General features: G+C 62.6%; 10 protein-coding genes, 3 rRNA genes and 1 pseudogene. 11 read left to right on the forward strand and 3 right to left on the reverse strand.

The features are described from left to right. Positions 1 to 3 precede the first annotated feature (3 nt). The 5 genes from atpA to MYXE_RS07850 are packed head-to-tail and all read left to right on the forward strand — an operon-like array spanning position 4 to position 5,060. Entirely contained in the window at positions 4 to 1,653 is a 1,650-nt protein-coding gene (atpA, locus tag MYXE_RS07830) for a F0F1 ATP synthase subunit alpha (RefSeq protein WP_085195147.1), read from the forward strand. A 5-nt stretch (positions 1,654 to 1,658) separates the two neighbouring features. Continuing rightward, complete coding sequence (locus tag MYXE_RS07835) at positions 1,659 to 2,582, forward strand: F0F1 ATP synthase subunit gamma (RefSeq protein ID WP_003922238.1); 924 nt, start codon at positions 1,659 to 1,661, stop codon at positions 2,580 to 2,582. 24 nt (positions 2,583 to 2,606) lie between these two features. Further along, positions 2,607 to 4,181: a F0F1 ATP synthase subunit beta gene (gene atpD / locus MYXE_RS07840; RefSeq protein WP_232061762.1), complete on the forward strand. Its 1,575-nt coding sequence runs from the start codon at positions 2,607 to 2,609 to the stop codon at positions 4,179 to 4,181. A gap of 58 nt (positions 4,182 to 4,239) precedes the next feature. Further along, the gene (locus MYXE_RS07845) at positions 4,240 to 4,605 is read left to right on the forward strand and encodes a F0F1 ATP synthase subunit epsilon (RefSeq protein ID WP_003922236.1); all 366 of its coding nucleotides are present in this window, start codon (positions 4,240 to 4,242) and stop codon (positions 4,603 to 4,605) included. Positions 4,606 to 4,616: 11 nt separating this feature from the next. Then, entirely contained in the window at positions 4,617 to 5,060 is a 444-nt protein-coding gene (locus MYXE_RS07850; protein WP_039890977.1) for a DUF2550 domain-containing protein, read from the forward strand. 24 nt (positions 5,061 to 5,084) lie between these two features. On the opposite strand, the gene MYXE_RS07855 is transcribed toward MYXE_RS07850, so the two are convergent. Next, entirely contained in the window at positions 5,085 to 5,675 is a 591-nt protein-coding gene (locus MYXE_RS07855) for a cob(I)yrinic acid a,c-diamide adenosyltransferase (RefSeq protein ID WP_003922234.1), read from the reverse strand. Positions 5,676 to 5,732: 57 nt separating this feature from the next. On the opposite strand from MYXE_RS07855, the gene murA reads away from it, so the two are divergent. The 4 genes from murA to rrf all read left to right on the forward strand — a co-directional run bounded on the left by murA (position 5,733) and on the right by rrf (position 12,273). Further along, complete coding sequence (gene murA / locus MYXE_RS07860) at positions 5,733 to 6,986, forward strand: UDP-N-acetylglucosamine 1-carboxyvinyltransferase (protein ID WP_085195143.1); 1,254 nt, start codon at positions 5,733 to 5,735, stop codon at positions 6,984 to 6,986. Between the two features lie 219 nt (positions 6,987 to 7,205). Continuing rightward, a 16S ribosomal RNA gene (locus MYXE_RS07865) occupies positions 7,206 to 8,743 on the forward strand. 237 nt (positions 8,744 to 8,980) lie between these two features. Next, a 23S ribosomal RNA gene (locus tag MYXE_RS07870) occupies positions 8,981 to 12,091 on the forward strand. 67 nt (positions 12,092 to 12,158) lie between these two features. Further along, positions 12,159 to 12,273: ribosomal RNA gene (gene rrf / locus MYXE_RS07875) — 5S ribosomal RNA — on the forward strand. Together the 16S, 23S and 5S rRNA genes form the textbook arrangement of a ribosomal RNA operon. A 49-nt stretch (positions 12,274 to 12,322) precedes the next feature. Here the strand turns inward: rrf and MYXE_RS07880 are convergent. Next, complete coding sequence (locus MYXE_RS07880) at positions 12,323 to 12,781, reverse strand: methylated-DNA--[protein]-cysteine S-methyltransferase (protein ID WP_112650291.1); 459 nt, start codon at positions 12,779 to 12,781, stop codon at positions 12,323 to 12,325. On the opposite strand from MYXE_RS07880, the gene MYXE_RS07885 reads away from it, so the two are divergent. Together MYXE_RS07885 and MYXE_RS07890 are read left to right on the forward strand one after the other, a co-directional pair. Then, a protein-coding gene (locus MYXE_RS07885; protein WP_415624423.1) for an IS3 family transposase occupies positions 12,722 to 13,992 on the forward strand; the annotation gives its coding sequence in 2 pieces (ribosomal slippage) (positions 12,722 to 12,995 and positions 12,995 to 13,992; 1,272 coding nt in all). The genes MYXE_RS07880 and MYXE_RS07885 overlap by 60 nt on opposite strands. A gap of 52 nt (positions 13,993 to 14,044) precedes the next feature. Further along, a complete protein-coding gene (locus MYXE_RS07890; protein WP_085193081.1) occupies positions 14,045 to 15,040 on the forward strand; it encodes an ERCC4 domain-containing protein in 996 nt (331 codons plus the stop codon). 239 nt (positions 15,041 to 15,279) lie between these two features. On the opposite strand, the pseudogene MYXE_RS07895 reads toward MYXE_RS07890, so the two are convergent. Further along, a pseudogene (locus MYXE_RS07895) lies at positions 15,280 to 16,774 on the reverse strand (AlkA N-terminal domain-containing protein). Positions 16,775 to 16,792: the final 18 nt, after the last annotated feature.

Below are 16,792 nucleotides of genomic sequence, written 5' to 3' on the forward strand. Positions count from 1 at the left end.
GCAATGGCCGAGTTGACAATCTCCCCGGACGACATCCAGGGCGCCATCGAGGAGTATGTGAGCTCCTTCACCTCCGAAACGGCCCGCGAGGAAGTCGGCACCGTCATCGACGCCGGGGACGGCATCGCGCATCTCGAGGGTTTGCCCTCGGTGATGACCCAAGAGCTGCTCGAGTTTCCCGGAGGCATCCTGGGCGTGGCGCTCAACCTCGACGAGCACAGCGTCGGCGCGGTGATCCTCGGTGAATTCGAGAAGATCGAGGAGGGCCAACAGGTCAAGCGCACCGGACAGGTGCTCTCCGTCCCGGTCGGTGACGGGTTTTTGGGCCGGGTGGTCAACCCGCTCGGCCAGCCGATCGACGCCCGCGGCGACATCCCCGCCGAAACCCGCCGGGCGTTGGAAATCCAGGCCCCGTCGGTGGTGCAACGTCAGGGTGTGAAAGAGCCGCTGCAGACCGGCATCAAGGCGATCGACTCAATGACCCCGATCGGCCGCGGCCAGCGGCAGCTGATCATCGGCGACCGCAAGACCGGTAAAACCGCGGTCTGCGTCGACACCATCCTCAACCAGCGTCAGAACTGGGAGAGCGGAGACGAGAAGCTGCAGGTCCGCTGCGTCTACGTGGCAATTGGGCAAAAGGGCACCACCATTGCCGCGGTGCGCCGGGCGCTCGAAGAGGGCGGCGCAATGGACTACACGACGATTGTCGCCGCGCCCGCATCGGATTCCGCTGGATTCAAATGGCTTGCGCCGTATACCGGTTCGGCGATCGGCCAGCACTGGATGTATCAGGGCAAGCATGTGCTGATCGTCTTCGACGACCTGTCCAAGCAGGCCGAGGCCTACCGCGCCATCTCGTTGCTGCTGCGTCGCCCGCCGGGCCGCGAGGCTTACCCCGGCGACGTCTTCTACCTGCACTCGCGGCTACTGGAACGGTGTGCCAAGCTGTCCGACGAACTCGGTGGCGGTTCGCTGACCGGGCTGCCGATCATCGAGACGAAGGCCAACGACATCTCCGCCTACATTCCGACCAACGTCATCTCGATCACCGACGGACAGTGCTTCCTGGAGACCGACCTGTTCAACCAGGGCGTGCGCCCGGCGATCAACGTCGGGGTATCGGTGTCGCGGGTAGGTGGCAACGCGCAGATCAAGGCGATGAAGGATGTCGCCGGGTCGTTGCGCCTAGACCTGTCGCAGTATCGCGAACTAGAGGCCTTCGCCGCCTTTGCCTCCGACCTGGACGCCACCTCGAAGGCGCAGCTGGAGCGGGGCGAGCGGCTGGTCGAGCTGCTGAAACAGCCGCAGTATCAGCCGATGCCGGTCGAGGAGCAGGTTGTCTCGATCTTCCTCGGAACCCAGGGCCACCTCGACTCGGTGCCGGTGGAAGACGTCAGACGCTTCGAAGCCGAATTCCTCGACCACGTCCGGGCTTCCGAGGAGGACATCCTCAAAGAGCTTCGCGAGTCCCAAAAGCTCACCGACGAGCTCAGTGACCGGCTCACCGAGGTCGTCAACCAATTCAAGAAGGGCTTCGCGACAACCAGCGGCGTCTCGGTGGTACCCGACGAGCACGTCGAGGCGCTCGACGAAGAGAAACTGGGCAAGGAAGCGGTCCAGGTCCACAAGCCCGCGCCGAAGAAGAAGAAGTAGCAAAAGTGGCTGCCACGCTTCGCGAGTTACGCGGACGGATTCGTTCTGCCGGGTCGATCAAGAAGATCACCAGGGCCCAAGAGCTGATCGCAACCTCGCGCATCACCAAGGCACAGGCCCGGCTTCAAGCGGCTCGGCCCTACGCCGCCGAGATCACCCGTATGCTCACCACTTTGGCCACCGAAGCTGCGCTGGATCACCCGTTGCTCGTCGAGCGCCCCGAACCCAAGCGGGCGGGTGTTCTGGTGGTGTCCTCTGATCGGGGCCTGTGCGGCGCATACAACGCCAGTGTGCTTCGTCGCGCAGAGGAACTCTTCTCGCTGCTCCGTGAAGAAGGCAAGGCCCCGGTGCTATACGTTGTCGGCCGTAAAGCGCTGAGTTACTACAGCTTCCGCAACTGGGACATTACCGAATCGTGGACGGGATTTTCCGAGCAGCCTAAGTACGAGAATGCCGTGGAAATCGCCTCGACGCTAGTCGAAACATTCATGGCCGGCACCGGCGAAGGTAGTGGGGGCCGCGAGGCTGACACTGAGGGTGTGGACGAGTTGCACATTGTTGCGACCGAATTCAAGTCGATGTTGTCGCAATCGGCTGAAGCGCGGCGGATCGCACCCATGGTCGTGGAGTACGTCGAAGAGCCGCCAACAGTGCGCACGCTCTACTCGTTCGAACCAGACGCGACAACACTATTCGAGTCATTGTTGCCGCGGTATCTGACCACCCGGGTCTACGCCGCGCTGCTCGAAGCCGCCGCCTCCGAGCTGGCGTCGCGGCAGCGGGCGATGAAATCAGCCACCGACAATGCCGACGATCTCATCAAAGCCCTGACGCTGGAAGCCAACCGCGAGCGGCAGGCCCAAATCACCCAGGAGATCAGCGAAATCGTCGGTGGCGCAAACGCATTGGCCGAGGCTGTCGGCAGGTAAGTCCCATAAGGAAGCGAAGACGACATGGCTACTACTACTGAGAAGTCCACCAACAGACAACGCCGCGATTCGGTGAGCAACGGCAAAGGTACGGACACCAACGGACGCGTGGTGCGGGTCACCGGGCCGGTGGTCGACGTAGAATTCCCGCGGGGTTCGGTGCCGGAGCTGTTCAACGCGCTGCACGTCGACGTCACGTTCGAGGCGCTCGCGAAAACCCTGACGCTGGAGGTTGCTCAACACCTCGGCGACAACCTGGTGCGCTGCATCTCTTTGCAGCCCACCGACGGGTTGGTGCGCGGCATCGAAGTGATCGACACCGGCAACTCGATCTCGGTCCCGGTCGGTGAGGGCGTCAAGGGTCACGTGTTCAACGTGATCGGTAATTGCCTCGACGACCCGGGCTACGGAAAAGACTTCGAGCGCTGGTCGATTCACCGCAAACCGCCGTCGTTCGAGCAACTGGAACCGCGCACCGAGATGTTAGAGACCGGGCTGAAGGTCGTAGATTTGCTCACCCCGTATGTGCGTGGCGGAAAGATCGCGCTGTTCGGTGGCGCCGGCGTGGGTAAGACGGTGCTGATCCAGGAGATGATCCAGCGTATCGCTCGCAATTTCGGCGGTACCTCGGTGTTCGCGGGCGTGGGTGAGCGCACCCGTGAGGGCAATGACCTGTGGGTTGAGCTTCGCGAAGCCGACGTGCTCAAGGACACCGCGCTGGTGTTCGGCCAGATGGACGAGCCGCCTGGTTGCCGCATGCGGGTTGGGCTGTCGGCGCTGACGATGGCCGAGTGGTTCCGCGACGTGCAGGGCCAGGACGTGCTGTTGTTCATCGACAACATTTTCCGGTTCACTCAGGCCGGCTCCGAGGTGTCGACGCTGCTCGGCCGAATGCCGTCCGCGGTGGGGTATCAGCCCACCCTGGCCGACGAGATGGGCGAGCTGCAGGAGCGCATTACCTCGACGCGGGGCCGGTCGATCACGTCGATGCAAGCAGTCTACGTGCCCGCCGACGACTACACCGACCCGGCGCCGGCGACCACCTTCGCGCATCTGGACGCCACCACCGAGCTGTCTCGGGCGGTGTTCTCCAAGGGCATCTTCCCTGCGGTGGACCCGCTGGCGTCCAGCTCGACGATCCTTGACCCGGGTGTCGTCGGTGACGAACACTACCGGGTGGCACAGGAAGTGATCCGGATCCTACAGCGCTACAAGGATCTTCAGGACATCATCGCGATCCTTGGCATAGACGAGTTGTCCGAGGAGGACAAGCAGCTGGTGCAGCGCGCGCGGCGGATCGAGCGTTTCTTGTCGCAGAACATGATGGCAGCTGAGCAGTTCACAGGTGTGCCCGGCTCGACCGTGCCGGTCAAGGAAACTATCGAGGCGTTCGACCGGTTGTGCAAAGGCGAATTCGACCATGTGCCAGAGCAGGCGTTCTTCTTGATCGGTGGCCTTGACGACTTGGCCAAGAAGGCAGAGGAATTCGGCGCCAAGCTCGAGGGCGGCGGCCACAAGTCCAAGAAGGATAGAGGCGGCGACAAATCGGGCGGTGCCGACCAGGCCGACAACACCGACAAATCGGACGAAGACGAGTAGGCAGCGATGTGCGAACCCGCCAACAGCATCGACTTGCCTCACCGAAAGGTGATGTGACGTGGCCGAAATGGACGTCGATATCGTTGACGTCGACCGGAAGATGTGGTCGGGCAAGGCAACATTCATCTTTACTCGCACCACCGTCGGCGAGATCGGGATTATGCCGAGGCATATCCCGTTGGTGGCCCAGCTGGTCGAGGATGCGATGGTCCGCGTCGAACGCGAGGGCGAAGAGGATCTGCGCATCGCGACGCACGGCGGGTTCTTGTCGGTGACCGAGGACGGTGTCACCATCCTCGCCGAATCTGCCGAGTTCGCATCAGAGATCGACGAGGCGACCGCCCGGCATGATGCCCAGTCCGGCGATCCGCGGATCGCCGCACAGGGCCGAGCCAGGTTGCGCGCCTTGGGCGTTCTGGACTAGCGGGCGCGGCGATGAGCGCGCCCATGATACTCATGGTCGCGCTGGTTTTTGTGCTATTTCTGGCCGTCGTTGCGCTTAGCTACCGGCTCTGGAAACTCCGGCAGGGCGGGACCGCGGCGATCTTGCGCGACACGCCGGCCATCGGAGGTCAGGGCTGGCGGCACGGCGTGGTCCGCTACCGCGGTGGTGAAGCTGTGTTCTACCGGTTGTCCAGTGTGCGCTGGTGGCCCGATCGCCGGCTCAGCAGACGGGGCATCGAAATTGTCTCGCGCCGTTCACCACGCGGCGACGAGTTCGACATCATGACCGACGAGATCGTTGTGCTGGAATTACACGACGCCACACAGGATCGCAGGTGGGGTTACGAAATCGCGCTGGACCGTGGTGCTTTGACCGCGTTCCTGTCATGGTTAGAGTCCCGGCCGTCACCGCGTGCGCGCCGCCGCGCTGTGTGAAATCGCCGAATCTCAGCCGCGCCTTCAGTTCTCGGGCTGCCCCGCTTGCCCACCGCCTGGCTGCCAAAGTACGTCGCCATCGGGGTTGGCCAACCTCGACAGTATGAACAGCAAGTCTGAGAGCCTATTTAGATACTTTGCCGGCAGCGCGCTGACCCCTGAGGGATAAGCATCCACCGCTGCCCACGCCGAACGCTCGGCGCGGCGCACCACAGTGCGCGCAACGTGCAGGAGCGCGGACAGCGGTGAACCCCCGGGCAGCACAAAGGAATTCAACGCTGGCAGATCCGCATTGTACTGGTCGCACCACTTCTCCAGCCGGTCGATGTAGGGCTGGGTGATGCGCAGCGGCGGATGCTCGGGGTTTTCCACGACGGGAGTCGAGAGGTCCGCCCCGGCATCGAACAGGTCGTTTTGGATTTGCCGGAGCACGTCAGCGATTTGCGCGTCTGGCCGGCCCAGTGCGATGGCGACACCGATTGCCGCGTTCGCTTCGTCGCAGTCGGCATATGCCACCAGTCGGAGATCGTTCTTCGAGACCCGCGAGAAGTCACTCAAACCGGTAGTCCCGTCGTCGCCGGTACGGGTATAGATGCGGGTGAGGTGAACGGCCATACCTCAAACCTACTGGGCTGACTGACAGGCGGGTACCGCCTCACTAAACTAGCCCGAGTGGGCGAGCGTTTCGTGGTGACCGGCGGGAACCGGTTATCGGGCGAAGTTGCTGTCGGGGGCGCCAAGAATAGCGTGCTTAAGCTGATGGCTGCCGCGCTGTTGGCCGAAGGCACCAGCACGATCACCAACTGTCCAGACATCCTCGACGTCCCATTGATGGCCGAGGTGCTTCGGGGCCTGGGCGCGACGGTGGAACTGTCAGGTTCGACCGTGCGGATCACCTCCCCCGACGAGCTCAAATACGACGCGGATTTCGCAGCGGTACGGCAGTTTCGGGCCTCGGTGTGTGTGTTGGGGCCACTAGTCGGCAGGTGCAAGCGCGCCAAGGTCGCCCTTCCGGGTGGTGATGCCATCGGCTCGCGGCCCCTAGACATGCACCAAGCGGGTCTGCGACAGCTGGGAGCGGACTGCAATATCGAGCACGGCTGTGTCGTCGCTCAAGCAGAAACGTTGCGCGGCGCGGAGATTCAGCTGGAGTTTCCGTCGGTGGGCGCTACCGAGAACATCCTGATGGCCGCGGTGCTGGCCGAGGGTGTTACCACCATCCACAACGCGGCGCGCGAACCCGACGTGGTCGACCTGTGCACGATGTTGAATCAGATGGGCGCGCAGGTGGAGGGCGCAGGCTCGCCGACGATGAAGATCACAGGGGTGCCGCGGCTCTACCCCACCGAGCACCGGGTGATCGGTGACCGCATCGTCGCCGCCACCTGGGGGATCGCGGCGGCCATGACCCGCGGCGATATCACGGTCACCGGTGTCGACCCCGCTCATCTGCAGGTGGTGCTGCACAAGTTGCATGACGCCGGCGCCACCATCACGCAGACCGACGACAGCTTCCGGGTTGTGCAGTACGAGCGTCCGAAGGCTGTCAATGTCGCGACGCTGCCGTTCCCGGGGTTTCCGACCGATCTGCAGCCGATGGCGATCGCGCTGGCCTCGATCGCCGACGGGACGTCGATGATCACCGAGAACGTGTTTGAAGCGCGGTTCCGCTTCGTCGAGGAGATGATCCGACTCGGTGCCGACGCCCGCACGGACGGGCACCATGCCGTGGTGCGGGGTCTGCCGCAACTCTCCAGTGCGCCGGTGTGGTGTTCGGACATCCGTGCCGGGGCCGGGCTGGTGCTGGCCGGACTGGTGGCTGACGGCGACACCGAGGTCCACGACGTCTTCCACATCGACCGGGGCTATCCGTTGTTCGTGGAAAACCTTGTTAGTCTCGGCGCCGAGATCGAACGCGTAGAATAGCGACCAGTTGGAGAACCGCGTCTCTCCAGAAACGGAGCGACGCAAAAGGAGTTGACGCTTACCCTGCGACGGAGTATAGTCACAGGGTTGCCTGTTGGTGGGTGTTGTTTGAGAACTCAATAGTGTGTTGGTGGTTTTGTTTGTTGTTTTTGCCGTGCCCTGATGTTCCTCGTGTCGGGGTGTGGTGTTTTGTTTGTCGGGGTTTTCTCTGAATGGTTTTGTTTGGAGAGTTTGATCCTGGCTCAGGACGAACGCTGGCGGCGTGCTTAACACATGCAAGTCGAACGGAAAGGCCCCTTTTTTGGGGTGCTCGAGTGGCGAACGGGTGAGTAACACGTGGGTGACCTGCCCTGCACTTCGGGATAAGCCTGGGAAACTGGGTCTAATACCGGATAGGACCATTCTGCGCATGTGGGGTGGTGGAAAGTGTTTGGTAGCGGTGTGGGATGGGCCCGCGGCCTATCAGCTTGTTGGTGGGGTGATGGCCTACCAAGGCGACGACGGGTAGCCGGCCTGAGAGGGTGTCCGGCCACACTGGGACTGAGATACGGCCCAGACTCCTACGGGAGGCAGCAGTGGGGAATATTGCACAATGGGCGCAAGCCTGATGCAGCGACGCCGCGTGGGGGATGACGGCCTTCGGGTTGTAAACCCCTTTCAGCCTCGACGAAGCTGCGGGTTTTCTCGTGGTGACGGTAGGGGCAGAAGAAGCACCGGCCAACTACGTGCCAGCAGCCGCGGTAATACGTAGGGTGCAAGCGTTGTCCGGAATTACTGGGCGTAAAGAGCTCGTAGGCGGCTTGTCGCGTTGTTCGTGGAATGCCACAGCTTAACTGTGGGCGTGCGGGCGATACGGGCAGGCTGGAGTGCTGCAGGGGAGACTGGAATTCCTGGTGTAGCGGTGGAATGCGCAGATATCAGGAGGAACACCGGTGGCGAAGGCGGGTCTCTGGGCAGTAACTGACGCTGAGGAGCGAAAGCGTGGGGAGCGAACAGGATTAGATACCCTGGTAGTCCACGCCGTAAACGGTGGGTACTAGGTGTGGGTTCTTTCCTGAAGGATCCGTGCCGTAGCTAACGCATTAAGTACCCCGCCTGGGGAGTACGGCCGCAAGGCTAAAACTCAAAGGAATTGACGGGGGCCCGCACAAGCGGCGGAGCATGTGGATTAATTCGATGCAACGCGAAGAACCTTACCTGGGTTTGACATGCACAGGACGGTCGAGATACGGCTTCCCTTGTGGCCTGTGTGCAGGTGGTGCATGGCTGTCGTCAGCTCGTGTCGTGAGATGTTGGGTTAAGTCCCGCAACGAGCGCAACCCTTGTCCCATGTTGCCAGCACGTGATGGTGGGGACTCATGGGAGACTGCCGGGGTCAACTCGGAGGAAGGTGGGGATGACGTCAAGTCATCATGCCCCTTATGTCCAGGGCTTCACACATGCTACAATGGCCGGTACAAAGGGCTGCGATGCCGTGAGGTTAAGCGAATCCTTGGAAAGCCGGTCTCAGTTCGGATCGGGGTCTGCAACTCGACCCCGTGAAGTCGGAGTCGCTAGTAATCGCAGATCAGCAATGCTGCGGTGAATACGTTCCCGGGCCTTGTACACACCGCCCGTCACGTCATGAAAGTCGGTAACACCCGAAGCCGCTGGCCTAACCCCGTTTGGGGAGGGAGGCGTCGAAGGTGGGATCGGCGATTGGGACGAAGTCGTAACAAGGTAGCCGTACCGGAAGGTGCGGCTGGATCACCTCCTTTCTAGGGAGCACCGTAAACGCATCCCGCGTGGGGTGTGGGTTCGGCGTGTTGTGGCGTCGGGCCGAGGTGTTGGGCAGCAGGCAGTAACCGCCGGCACACTGTTGGGTTTTGAGGCAACACCCGTGGTGGTGTTGTGCTCCGCGTGGTGGCGGGGTGTGGTGTTTGAGTGTTGGATAGTGGTTGCGAGCATCTGGCAAAGACTGTGGTAAGCGGTTTTTGTTGAGTGTTTTCTGGTGTTTGTAAGTGTGTAAGGGCGCATGGTGGATGCCTTGGCATTGGGCGCCGATGAAGGACGTGGGAGGCTGCGATAAGCCTCGGGGAGCTGCCAACCGAGCGTGGATCCGAGGGTGTCCGAATGGGGTAACCCGGCACGAGTGATGTCGTGTCACCCGCATCTGAATGGATAGGGTGCGGGGGGGAACGCGGGGAAGTGAAACATCTCAGTACCCGTAGGAGAAGAAAACAACCGTGATTCCGTTAGTAGTGGCGAGCGAACGCGGAGGATGGCTAAACCGCGCGCATGGGATACCCGGCGGGGGTTGTGTGTGCGGGGTGGTGGGGCGTTTCGTCTCGGGTCCGCCGGCCGGGCGGGAGTGAGAAACCGTGGTGTTAGCCGAAGTGGCCTGGGATGGTCTGCCGTAGACGGTGAGAGCCCGGTAGGCGAAAACATTACGGCTCCCGAGGAGGCGTTCCCGAGTAGCAGCGGGCCCGTGGAATCTGCTGTGAATCGGCCGGGACCACCCGGTAAGCCTAAATACGTCCCAATGACCGATAGCGGAAAAGTACCGTGAGGGAATGGTGAAAAGTACCCCGGGAGGGGAGTGAAAGAGTACCTGAAACCGTGTGCCTACAATCCGTCAAAGCCCCCGGGTGGGGTGATGGCGTGCCTTTTGAAGAATGAGCCTGCGAGTCACTGGCATGTCGCGAGGTTAACCCGGGTGGGGTAGCCGCAGCGAAAGCGAGTCTGAATAGGGCGTAGCACGTGTTGAGCGTGTGTAGTGGCATGTTGTGGACCCGAAGCGGGGTGATCTACCCATGGCCAGGGTGAAGCGCGGGTAAGACCGCGTGGAGGCCCGAACCCACTTAGGTTGAAGACTGAGGGGATGAGCTGTGGGTAGGGGTGAAAGGCCAATCAAACTCCGTGATAGCTGGTTCTCCCCGAAATGCATTTAGGTGCAGCGTCGCATGGTTCACACCGGAGGTAGAGCTACTGGATGGCCGATGGGCCCGACTAGGTTACTGACGTCAGCCAAACTCCGAATGCCGGTGTGGTTAGTGTGGCAGTGAGACGGCGGGGATAAGCTTCGCGCGTCGAAAGGGAAACAGCCCAGATCGCCGGCTAAGGCCCCTAAGGGTGTGCTAAGTGGGAAAGGATGTGCAGTCGCGAAGACAACCAGGAGGTTGGCTTAGAAGCAGCCATCCTTGAAAGAGTGCGTAATAGCTCACTGGTCAAGTGGTTGTGCGCCGATAATGTAGCGGGGCTCAAGCACACCGCCGAAGCCGCGGCAACACGTAGGTGTTGGGTAGGGGAGCGTTCCCTCATCGGGGAAGCAGCAGAGTGATCTGTTGTGGAGGTGGGGGAAGTGAGAATGCAGGCATGAGTAGCGTCAAGGCAAGTGAGAACCTTGCCCGCCGGAAGACCAAGGGTTCCTGGGCCAGGCCAGTCCGCCCAGGGTGAGTCGGGACCTAAGGCGAGGCCGACAGGCGTAGTCGATGGACAACGGGTTGATATTCCCGTACCCGTGGGTGCGCGCCCATACCGAATCGGATCTGCTAACCACCCAAACGGTGGGTGATCACGCCCTTTCGGGGGTGTGGGCCCGCCCGCTGCGTGGGGCCCGGTCCGCTAGTAGGTAAGCGAGGGGGTGACGCAGAAAGGTAGCCGTACCAGTCAGTGGTGATACTGGGGCAAGCCCGTAGGGAGTCGGATAGGCAAATCCGTCCGGCGTGAAATCCTGAGAGGTGATGCATAACCGGTTGAGGTGAATTCGGTGATCCTCTGCTGCCAAGAAAAGCCTCTAGCGAGTGCACGCACGGCCCGTACCCCAAACCGACACAGGTGGTCAGGTAGAGAATACCGAGGCGTACGAGTTAACTATGGTTAAGGAACTCGGCAAAATGCCCCCGTAACTTCGGGAGAAGGGGGACCGGAATACCGTCAAGGCCCCCGCGGCCGGCAGCGGGATCCGGTGGCACAAACCAGGGAGAAGCGACTGTTTACTAAAAACACAGGTCCGTGCGAAGTCGCAAGACGAGGTATACGGACTGACGCCTGCCCGGTGCTGGAAGGTTAAGAGGACCCGTCAACCCCGGTTTTCGGGGTGAAGCGGAGAATTTAAGCCCCAGTAAACGGCGGTGGTAACTATAACCATCCTAAGGTAGCGAAATTCCTTGTCGGGTAAGTTCCGACCTGCACGAATGGCGTAACGACTTCTCCACTGTCTCAACCATAGACTCGGCGAAATTGCACTACGAGTAAAGATGCTCGTTACGCGCGGCAGGACGAAAAGACCCCGGGACCTTCACTACAACTTGGTATTGGAGTCCGGTGCGGCTTGTGTAGGATAGGTGGGAGACTAAGAAGCCCGCACGCCAGTGCGGGTGGAGTCGTCGTTGAAATACCACTCTGGCCGTATTGGGTTTCTAACCTCGAACCCTGAACCGGGTTCAGGGACAGTGCCTGGCGGGTAGTTTAACTGGGGCGGTTGCCTCCCAAACGGTAACGGAGGCGCCCAAAGGTTCCCTCAACCTGGACGGCAATCAGGTGGCGAGTGCAAGTGCACAAGGGAGCTTGACTGCAAGACCCACACGTCAAGCAGGGACGAAAGTCGGGACTAGTGATCCGGCACCCCGAGTGGAAGGGGTGTCGCTCAACGGATAAAAGGTACCCCGGGGATAACAGGCTGATCTTCCCCAAGAGTCCATATCGACGGGATGGTTTGGCACCTCGATGTCGGCTCGTCGCATCCTGGGGCTGGAGCAGGTCCCAAGGGTTGGGCTGTTCGCCCATTAAAGCGGCACGCGAGCTGGGTTTAGAACGTCGTGAGACAGTTCGGTCTCTATCCGCCGCGCGCGCCAGAAGCCTGAGGAAACCTGTCCCTAGTACGAGAGGACCGGGACGGACGAACCTCTGGTGCACCAGTTGTCCCGCCAGGGGCACCGCTGGATAGCCACGTTCGGCAAGGATAACCGCTGAAAGCATCTAAGCGGGAAACCCCTTCCAAGACCAGGCTTCTCACCCATCAAGTGGGATAAGGCCCCCCGCAGAACACGGGATCAATAGACCAGACCTAGACACCCCGCAAGGGGCGAAGGCCACTGGCACTAACCGGCCGAAAACTTACCCACACCAAGCAACCACACACCACACCACACCACACCCCCCACCACCCACCAACAAAAAACTCCACAAAGTTACGGCGGTCCATAGCGGCTGGGAAACGCCCGGACCCATCCCGAACCCGGAAGCTAAGCCAGCCAGCGCCGATGATACTACCCACCCCGGGTGGAAAAGTAGGACACCGCCGAACACACAAAAAAGCACCCCCACACCAGGGGTGCTTTTTCAATTTGGTGTATTTAGTCGAATAACGTTGGATTAAGCGTTGTCCGGCCCTTTTCCAATTCGAGCAAAGCCCTTTTCCGGTCGAGTCCGCCGCCGTATCCGGTAAGGCTGCCGCTGGCGCCGATTACCCGGTGGCACGGCACGATAATTGCGATAGGGTTTCTTCCATTAGCAAATCCGACAGCTCGGGCTGCGCCCGGCGCACCAATTTGCTCGGCGATTTCTCCGTGTGACCTGGTTTCGCCGTATGGGATCGTCAGCAGTGCCTCCCATACTTGCCGCTGAAACTGTGAGCCCCGCAGTTCGAGTTGGAGGTCAAATGTGGTGCGCTGGCCGGCGAAGCACGCTTCTAGCTGCTCGACTGAACCGTCCCGGGTTTCGTGCACACCTTCTTTTGAGGGAAGGATGGCACGATGCCGAGCAAGTACGATGAGAACACCAAGGCCAAGGCGGTGCGGCTGGTCCGAGAGCATCGCGATGACTACGAGACCGAGTGGGCGGCGATGCGCGCGATCTCGGCGCGGTTGGGGATGAGCGCGGAGACGCTGCGCAAATGGGTGCGCCAGGCCGAGGTGGACGACGGTGAGGCTGCGGGTGTGCCGACTGAGACCGCACGCGAGCTGCGGGAGCTGCGCCGCAAAACCAAGGAACTTGAGCAAACGATCGAAATACTAAAGGCCGCAACAACTTTCTTCGCGCGGGAGTGCGACCCGCTACACCGCTGATCTGCGAGTTCATCGACGAACACAAGGACCGGTTCGGGGTCGTACCGATGTGCCGCGCCCTGGGTGTCCAGGGCGTGGCGATCGCCCCACGCACCTACTGGGCACACCGGTCGTCGGCGCCGTCAAAACGGGCCCTGTGGGACACCACGATCACCGAGATCCTCGCCGGCGTCTATGAGCCTGACGAGCACGGCAAACGCCCACCGGAGTGCCTGTACGGCAGCCTGAAGATGTGGGCGCACCTGCAGCGCCAGGGCATCCCGGTGGCGCGCTGCACGGTCGAACGGATCATGCGCAAGCACGGCTGGCGCGGGGCCACGCGCGCCCGGACGATACGCACTACCGAGCGCGATCCGGCCGCCGCGAGAGCGCCGGACCTGGTGCGGCGGCGCTTCCATGCATCGCGGCCCAACGAGCTGGACGTGGCGGACTTCACCTACGTGCCGCTCGATGGCGGCGGGTTCGGCTACACCGCATTCGTAATCGACGCCTATGCCGGGCTGATCGCGGGCTGGGAGTGCTCGTTGACGAAGAACACCGCCTTCGTCGAGCGGGCGATCCGCCAAGCCACGGCATACCGGGCGCGGCAGGGACATCCGCTCACCGGTGACACGATTCATCACAGCGATGCCGGATCACAATACACCGCAACACATTTCACTGAGACACTGATGCTGGCCGGACTCGTCCCGTCGATCGGGACTGTCGGGGACGCCCTCGATAACGCGTTGGCCGAAACCACGATCGGGCTCTACAAAACCGAGTGCGTGCGCGCGGGCTCCCCGTTCCGCACCGGACCGATCCGCACCCTCGCCGACCTGGAGAACATCACCTCGGCGTGGGTGCACTGGTATAACACCGCCAGGCTCATGCACCGCCTTGGCCGCCGCCCGCCAGCCGAAGCCGAGGCCGAGTACTACGCCCGGCTGCAAGCCGGCGACCCCATCAGCAGTCCGTAGGCTCGGGTCGCGACGGGGGTGTCACCCAACACCGATGGCAGACTCGGGACTTGTGGCGGAGTTGTTGATCGCGGTCAACCCGGATGAAGACTCCAGGCTGCCGTTGTTGCTGAGGGTCCCGCTCGGTGGCGGTGACCTGCTGTTCCGCACGTCGGGAACCTGGCCGCGGGAAAAAGCTTTGTTCGCCTACCCGGTACCGCTGGACGAGTGGCCCGACGATCCGGTAATCGTCGAACGAGTGCGGTTGCGGTCGTGTCGTCGGCGCGGCGCAGCGATCGACGTGATCGCCGACCGGTCCCGGCACAACCGCTCCCAGCTCGTGTTCACCCAGGCTCGGGGCCGCGACGTGGTGTTTTGGCAGTCGCCGCGCACCCGCAAACAGGCACGCCCGAACGTGCGCACCCCGACCGCCCGCGCGCACGGCATCGAGGAGCTGCAGATCGTGGTCGACAGCCACGAGCAGTACGCCTACCGGTTCGCAACCCAGCAGGTCACCACGGTCAAGCGGGCGCTGCCGTGCGGGGACTACGGAATCGTCGTTGATGGTCAGCTTGTCGCCAGCGTGGAACGCAAGTCACTGGTCGATCTGGTAGCCAGCCTCACCGGCGGCAAGCTGCGCTACCAGGTCGGCGACCTAGCCGCGCTCCCGCGCGCGGCGGTGGTCATCGAGGATCGCTACTCGCAGCTGTTCAAGCTTGACCGCATCCGGCCCGCGGTGGTCGCCGACGGGCTCGCCGAGTTGCAGATCCGCTGGCCGAACGTGCCCGTCGTGTTCTGCGAGACCCGCCAGCTCGCCGAGGAATACACCTACCGGTTCCTCGCCGCCGCCAACGCCTGGGCGACCACCGAACACGCTGCCATGCAACGTATCTCACCGATCAGAGTCGACATCGCCCACCTCGACCAGGCACCCGCAGCGCCGACGCCATCCACCGCCGAAGTCCGCGCCTGGGCTCGCGGCACCGGCTTACCGGTACCCGACCGCGGCCGGCTCCGCCCCGAGATCTGGACTGCTTGGTACGACACCAACTCGTCGAACCGAACCTAGCGTCTACGGCCGCGTACTACGCTCACCACCAGATCAGGAAGCACACCGGTCACACGAAACGAGGTGTGCATCAAACCCGGGATGGTTCACGACCGCGTCCGGAAACGCCCGGCCATCGGATACCCACTCGGCGCGGCTGGGCTCCGCAGTTTGATCGACCATGCGTAGATGGGTCAGGACTGGCCCGCGACCGGCCAATGTCAGCGGACCAATCGGACTGTCGACGGTGCGGTAAAGAATCACGCTGTCTCCTGTGCCGGCCAGCGGTGTACTGGGTGGTCGAGCGCGGTCCACAGATGCTGAGTGGCGTAGGACCGCCATGGTCGCCAACGCTGGCTTCGCGCGGTCAGCATCCGTCGATCCCTGGGCAGGCCAGCCAGCCTGTTGAGCTGCCAGGCGTAGACCGAGGTCCCCGAGGGGCAAGGCATCCGGATCGCCGAGGCCGCGCATCGCGATCACTTCCGCGCTCCCGGGGCCAATTCCCGGCAACGCCAATAACTGTCGGCGCGGGCGTTCCCAGTCGCAGTGCCAGCGTCCAAGACCACGCTGCCGTCCCTGAGCCCAGCAACGAGTGCGGCCAGGCTCCGTCGGCCGCGCTCTTGGGACCGCCAGATGCGCCGAATCGATTTCGCCAAGCCGGTCGACGGACGGAAAGAGATGCGTCAGGCTACCGTGCGCGTCGTGAATCGGTTGCCCATAAGCCGCGACCAGCCTGGCCGCGTGGGTCCGCGCCGCGTGGGTCGACACCTGTTGGCCCAAAACGACGCGCACTGCCAGCTCAGCCTCGTCGATGGTGCGCGGGATCCGCTGCCCGGGTGCCTTGGCTACCAGCGGGCCCAAACTGGGATCCCGCTCCAGCACTTCGATTACCGCTTCGGGGTCCGCATCGAGGTCCAACAGCCGGCGGCAACGGGCGATCGCGGTTGCCAAGTCGCGGAGGTCGTCGACCAGCAGCAGGCAACGGACATGGTCGGGGGCCGGGGTGAGGCTAACGAGGCCATTGCCGTTTGGCAGCCGCAGTGTACGCCGGTACGCGCCATCGTGGACCTCCTCACAACCGGGCACAGCGGTGGTGGCCAGATGCCCCAAAATTCCCTCATAGGCGAACGGCGTGCGGACCGCCAGGCGCAGCGACACGCTTCCGGCGAAGCCGGTCTTACTGGTGAACCGGGCCGCTGCGCGGTTGCGCACTGCCGTCGGGGTGGTGCCGCAAACGGAGTGGATGGTGTCGTTGAACTGGCGGATGCTCGAAAACCCCGCCGCAAACGCGACGTCGCTAAGCGCGAGCGCCGTGGTCTTGATGAGTATCCGGGGGGTCTGCGTTCGCTGGGCACGGGCCAAAGCGAGTGGGCCAGCACCGACTTCGGCCTGCAGCAGCCTCTTCAGTTGGCGTGTGGTGTACCCCACCCGCCGGGCTAGACCTGCGACGCCCTCACGATCTACAGTGCCGTCACCTATCAGGCGCATGGCGCGGGCGACGACGTCGCCGCGCACATTCCACTCCGGAGAACCCGGGGAGGCGTCGGGACGGCATCGTTTGCATGCCCGGAAACCGTCCCGTTGCGCGGCCGCGGCTGTGGGATGGAACCGCAGGTTGCAGGCGAATGGTGTACGAGCAGGGCAACTGGGCCGGCAATATATCCCGGTGGTCAACACCGCGGTGACAAACCAACTGTCGAACCGGGCATTTCTGGATTGGACGGCCCGATAGCAGCGGTCGAAATCTTCGTGCACGCTTGACACGATTACACC

It is taken from the genome of Mycobacterium xenopi (assembly GCF_009936235.1).
In the GTDB taxonomy this organism is placed as follows: Bacteria; Actinomycetota; Actinomycetes; order Mycobacteriales; family Mycobacteriaceae; genus Mycobacterium; species Mycobacterium xenopi.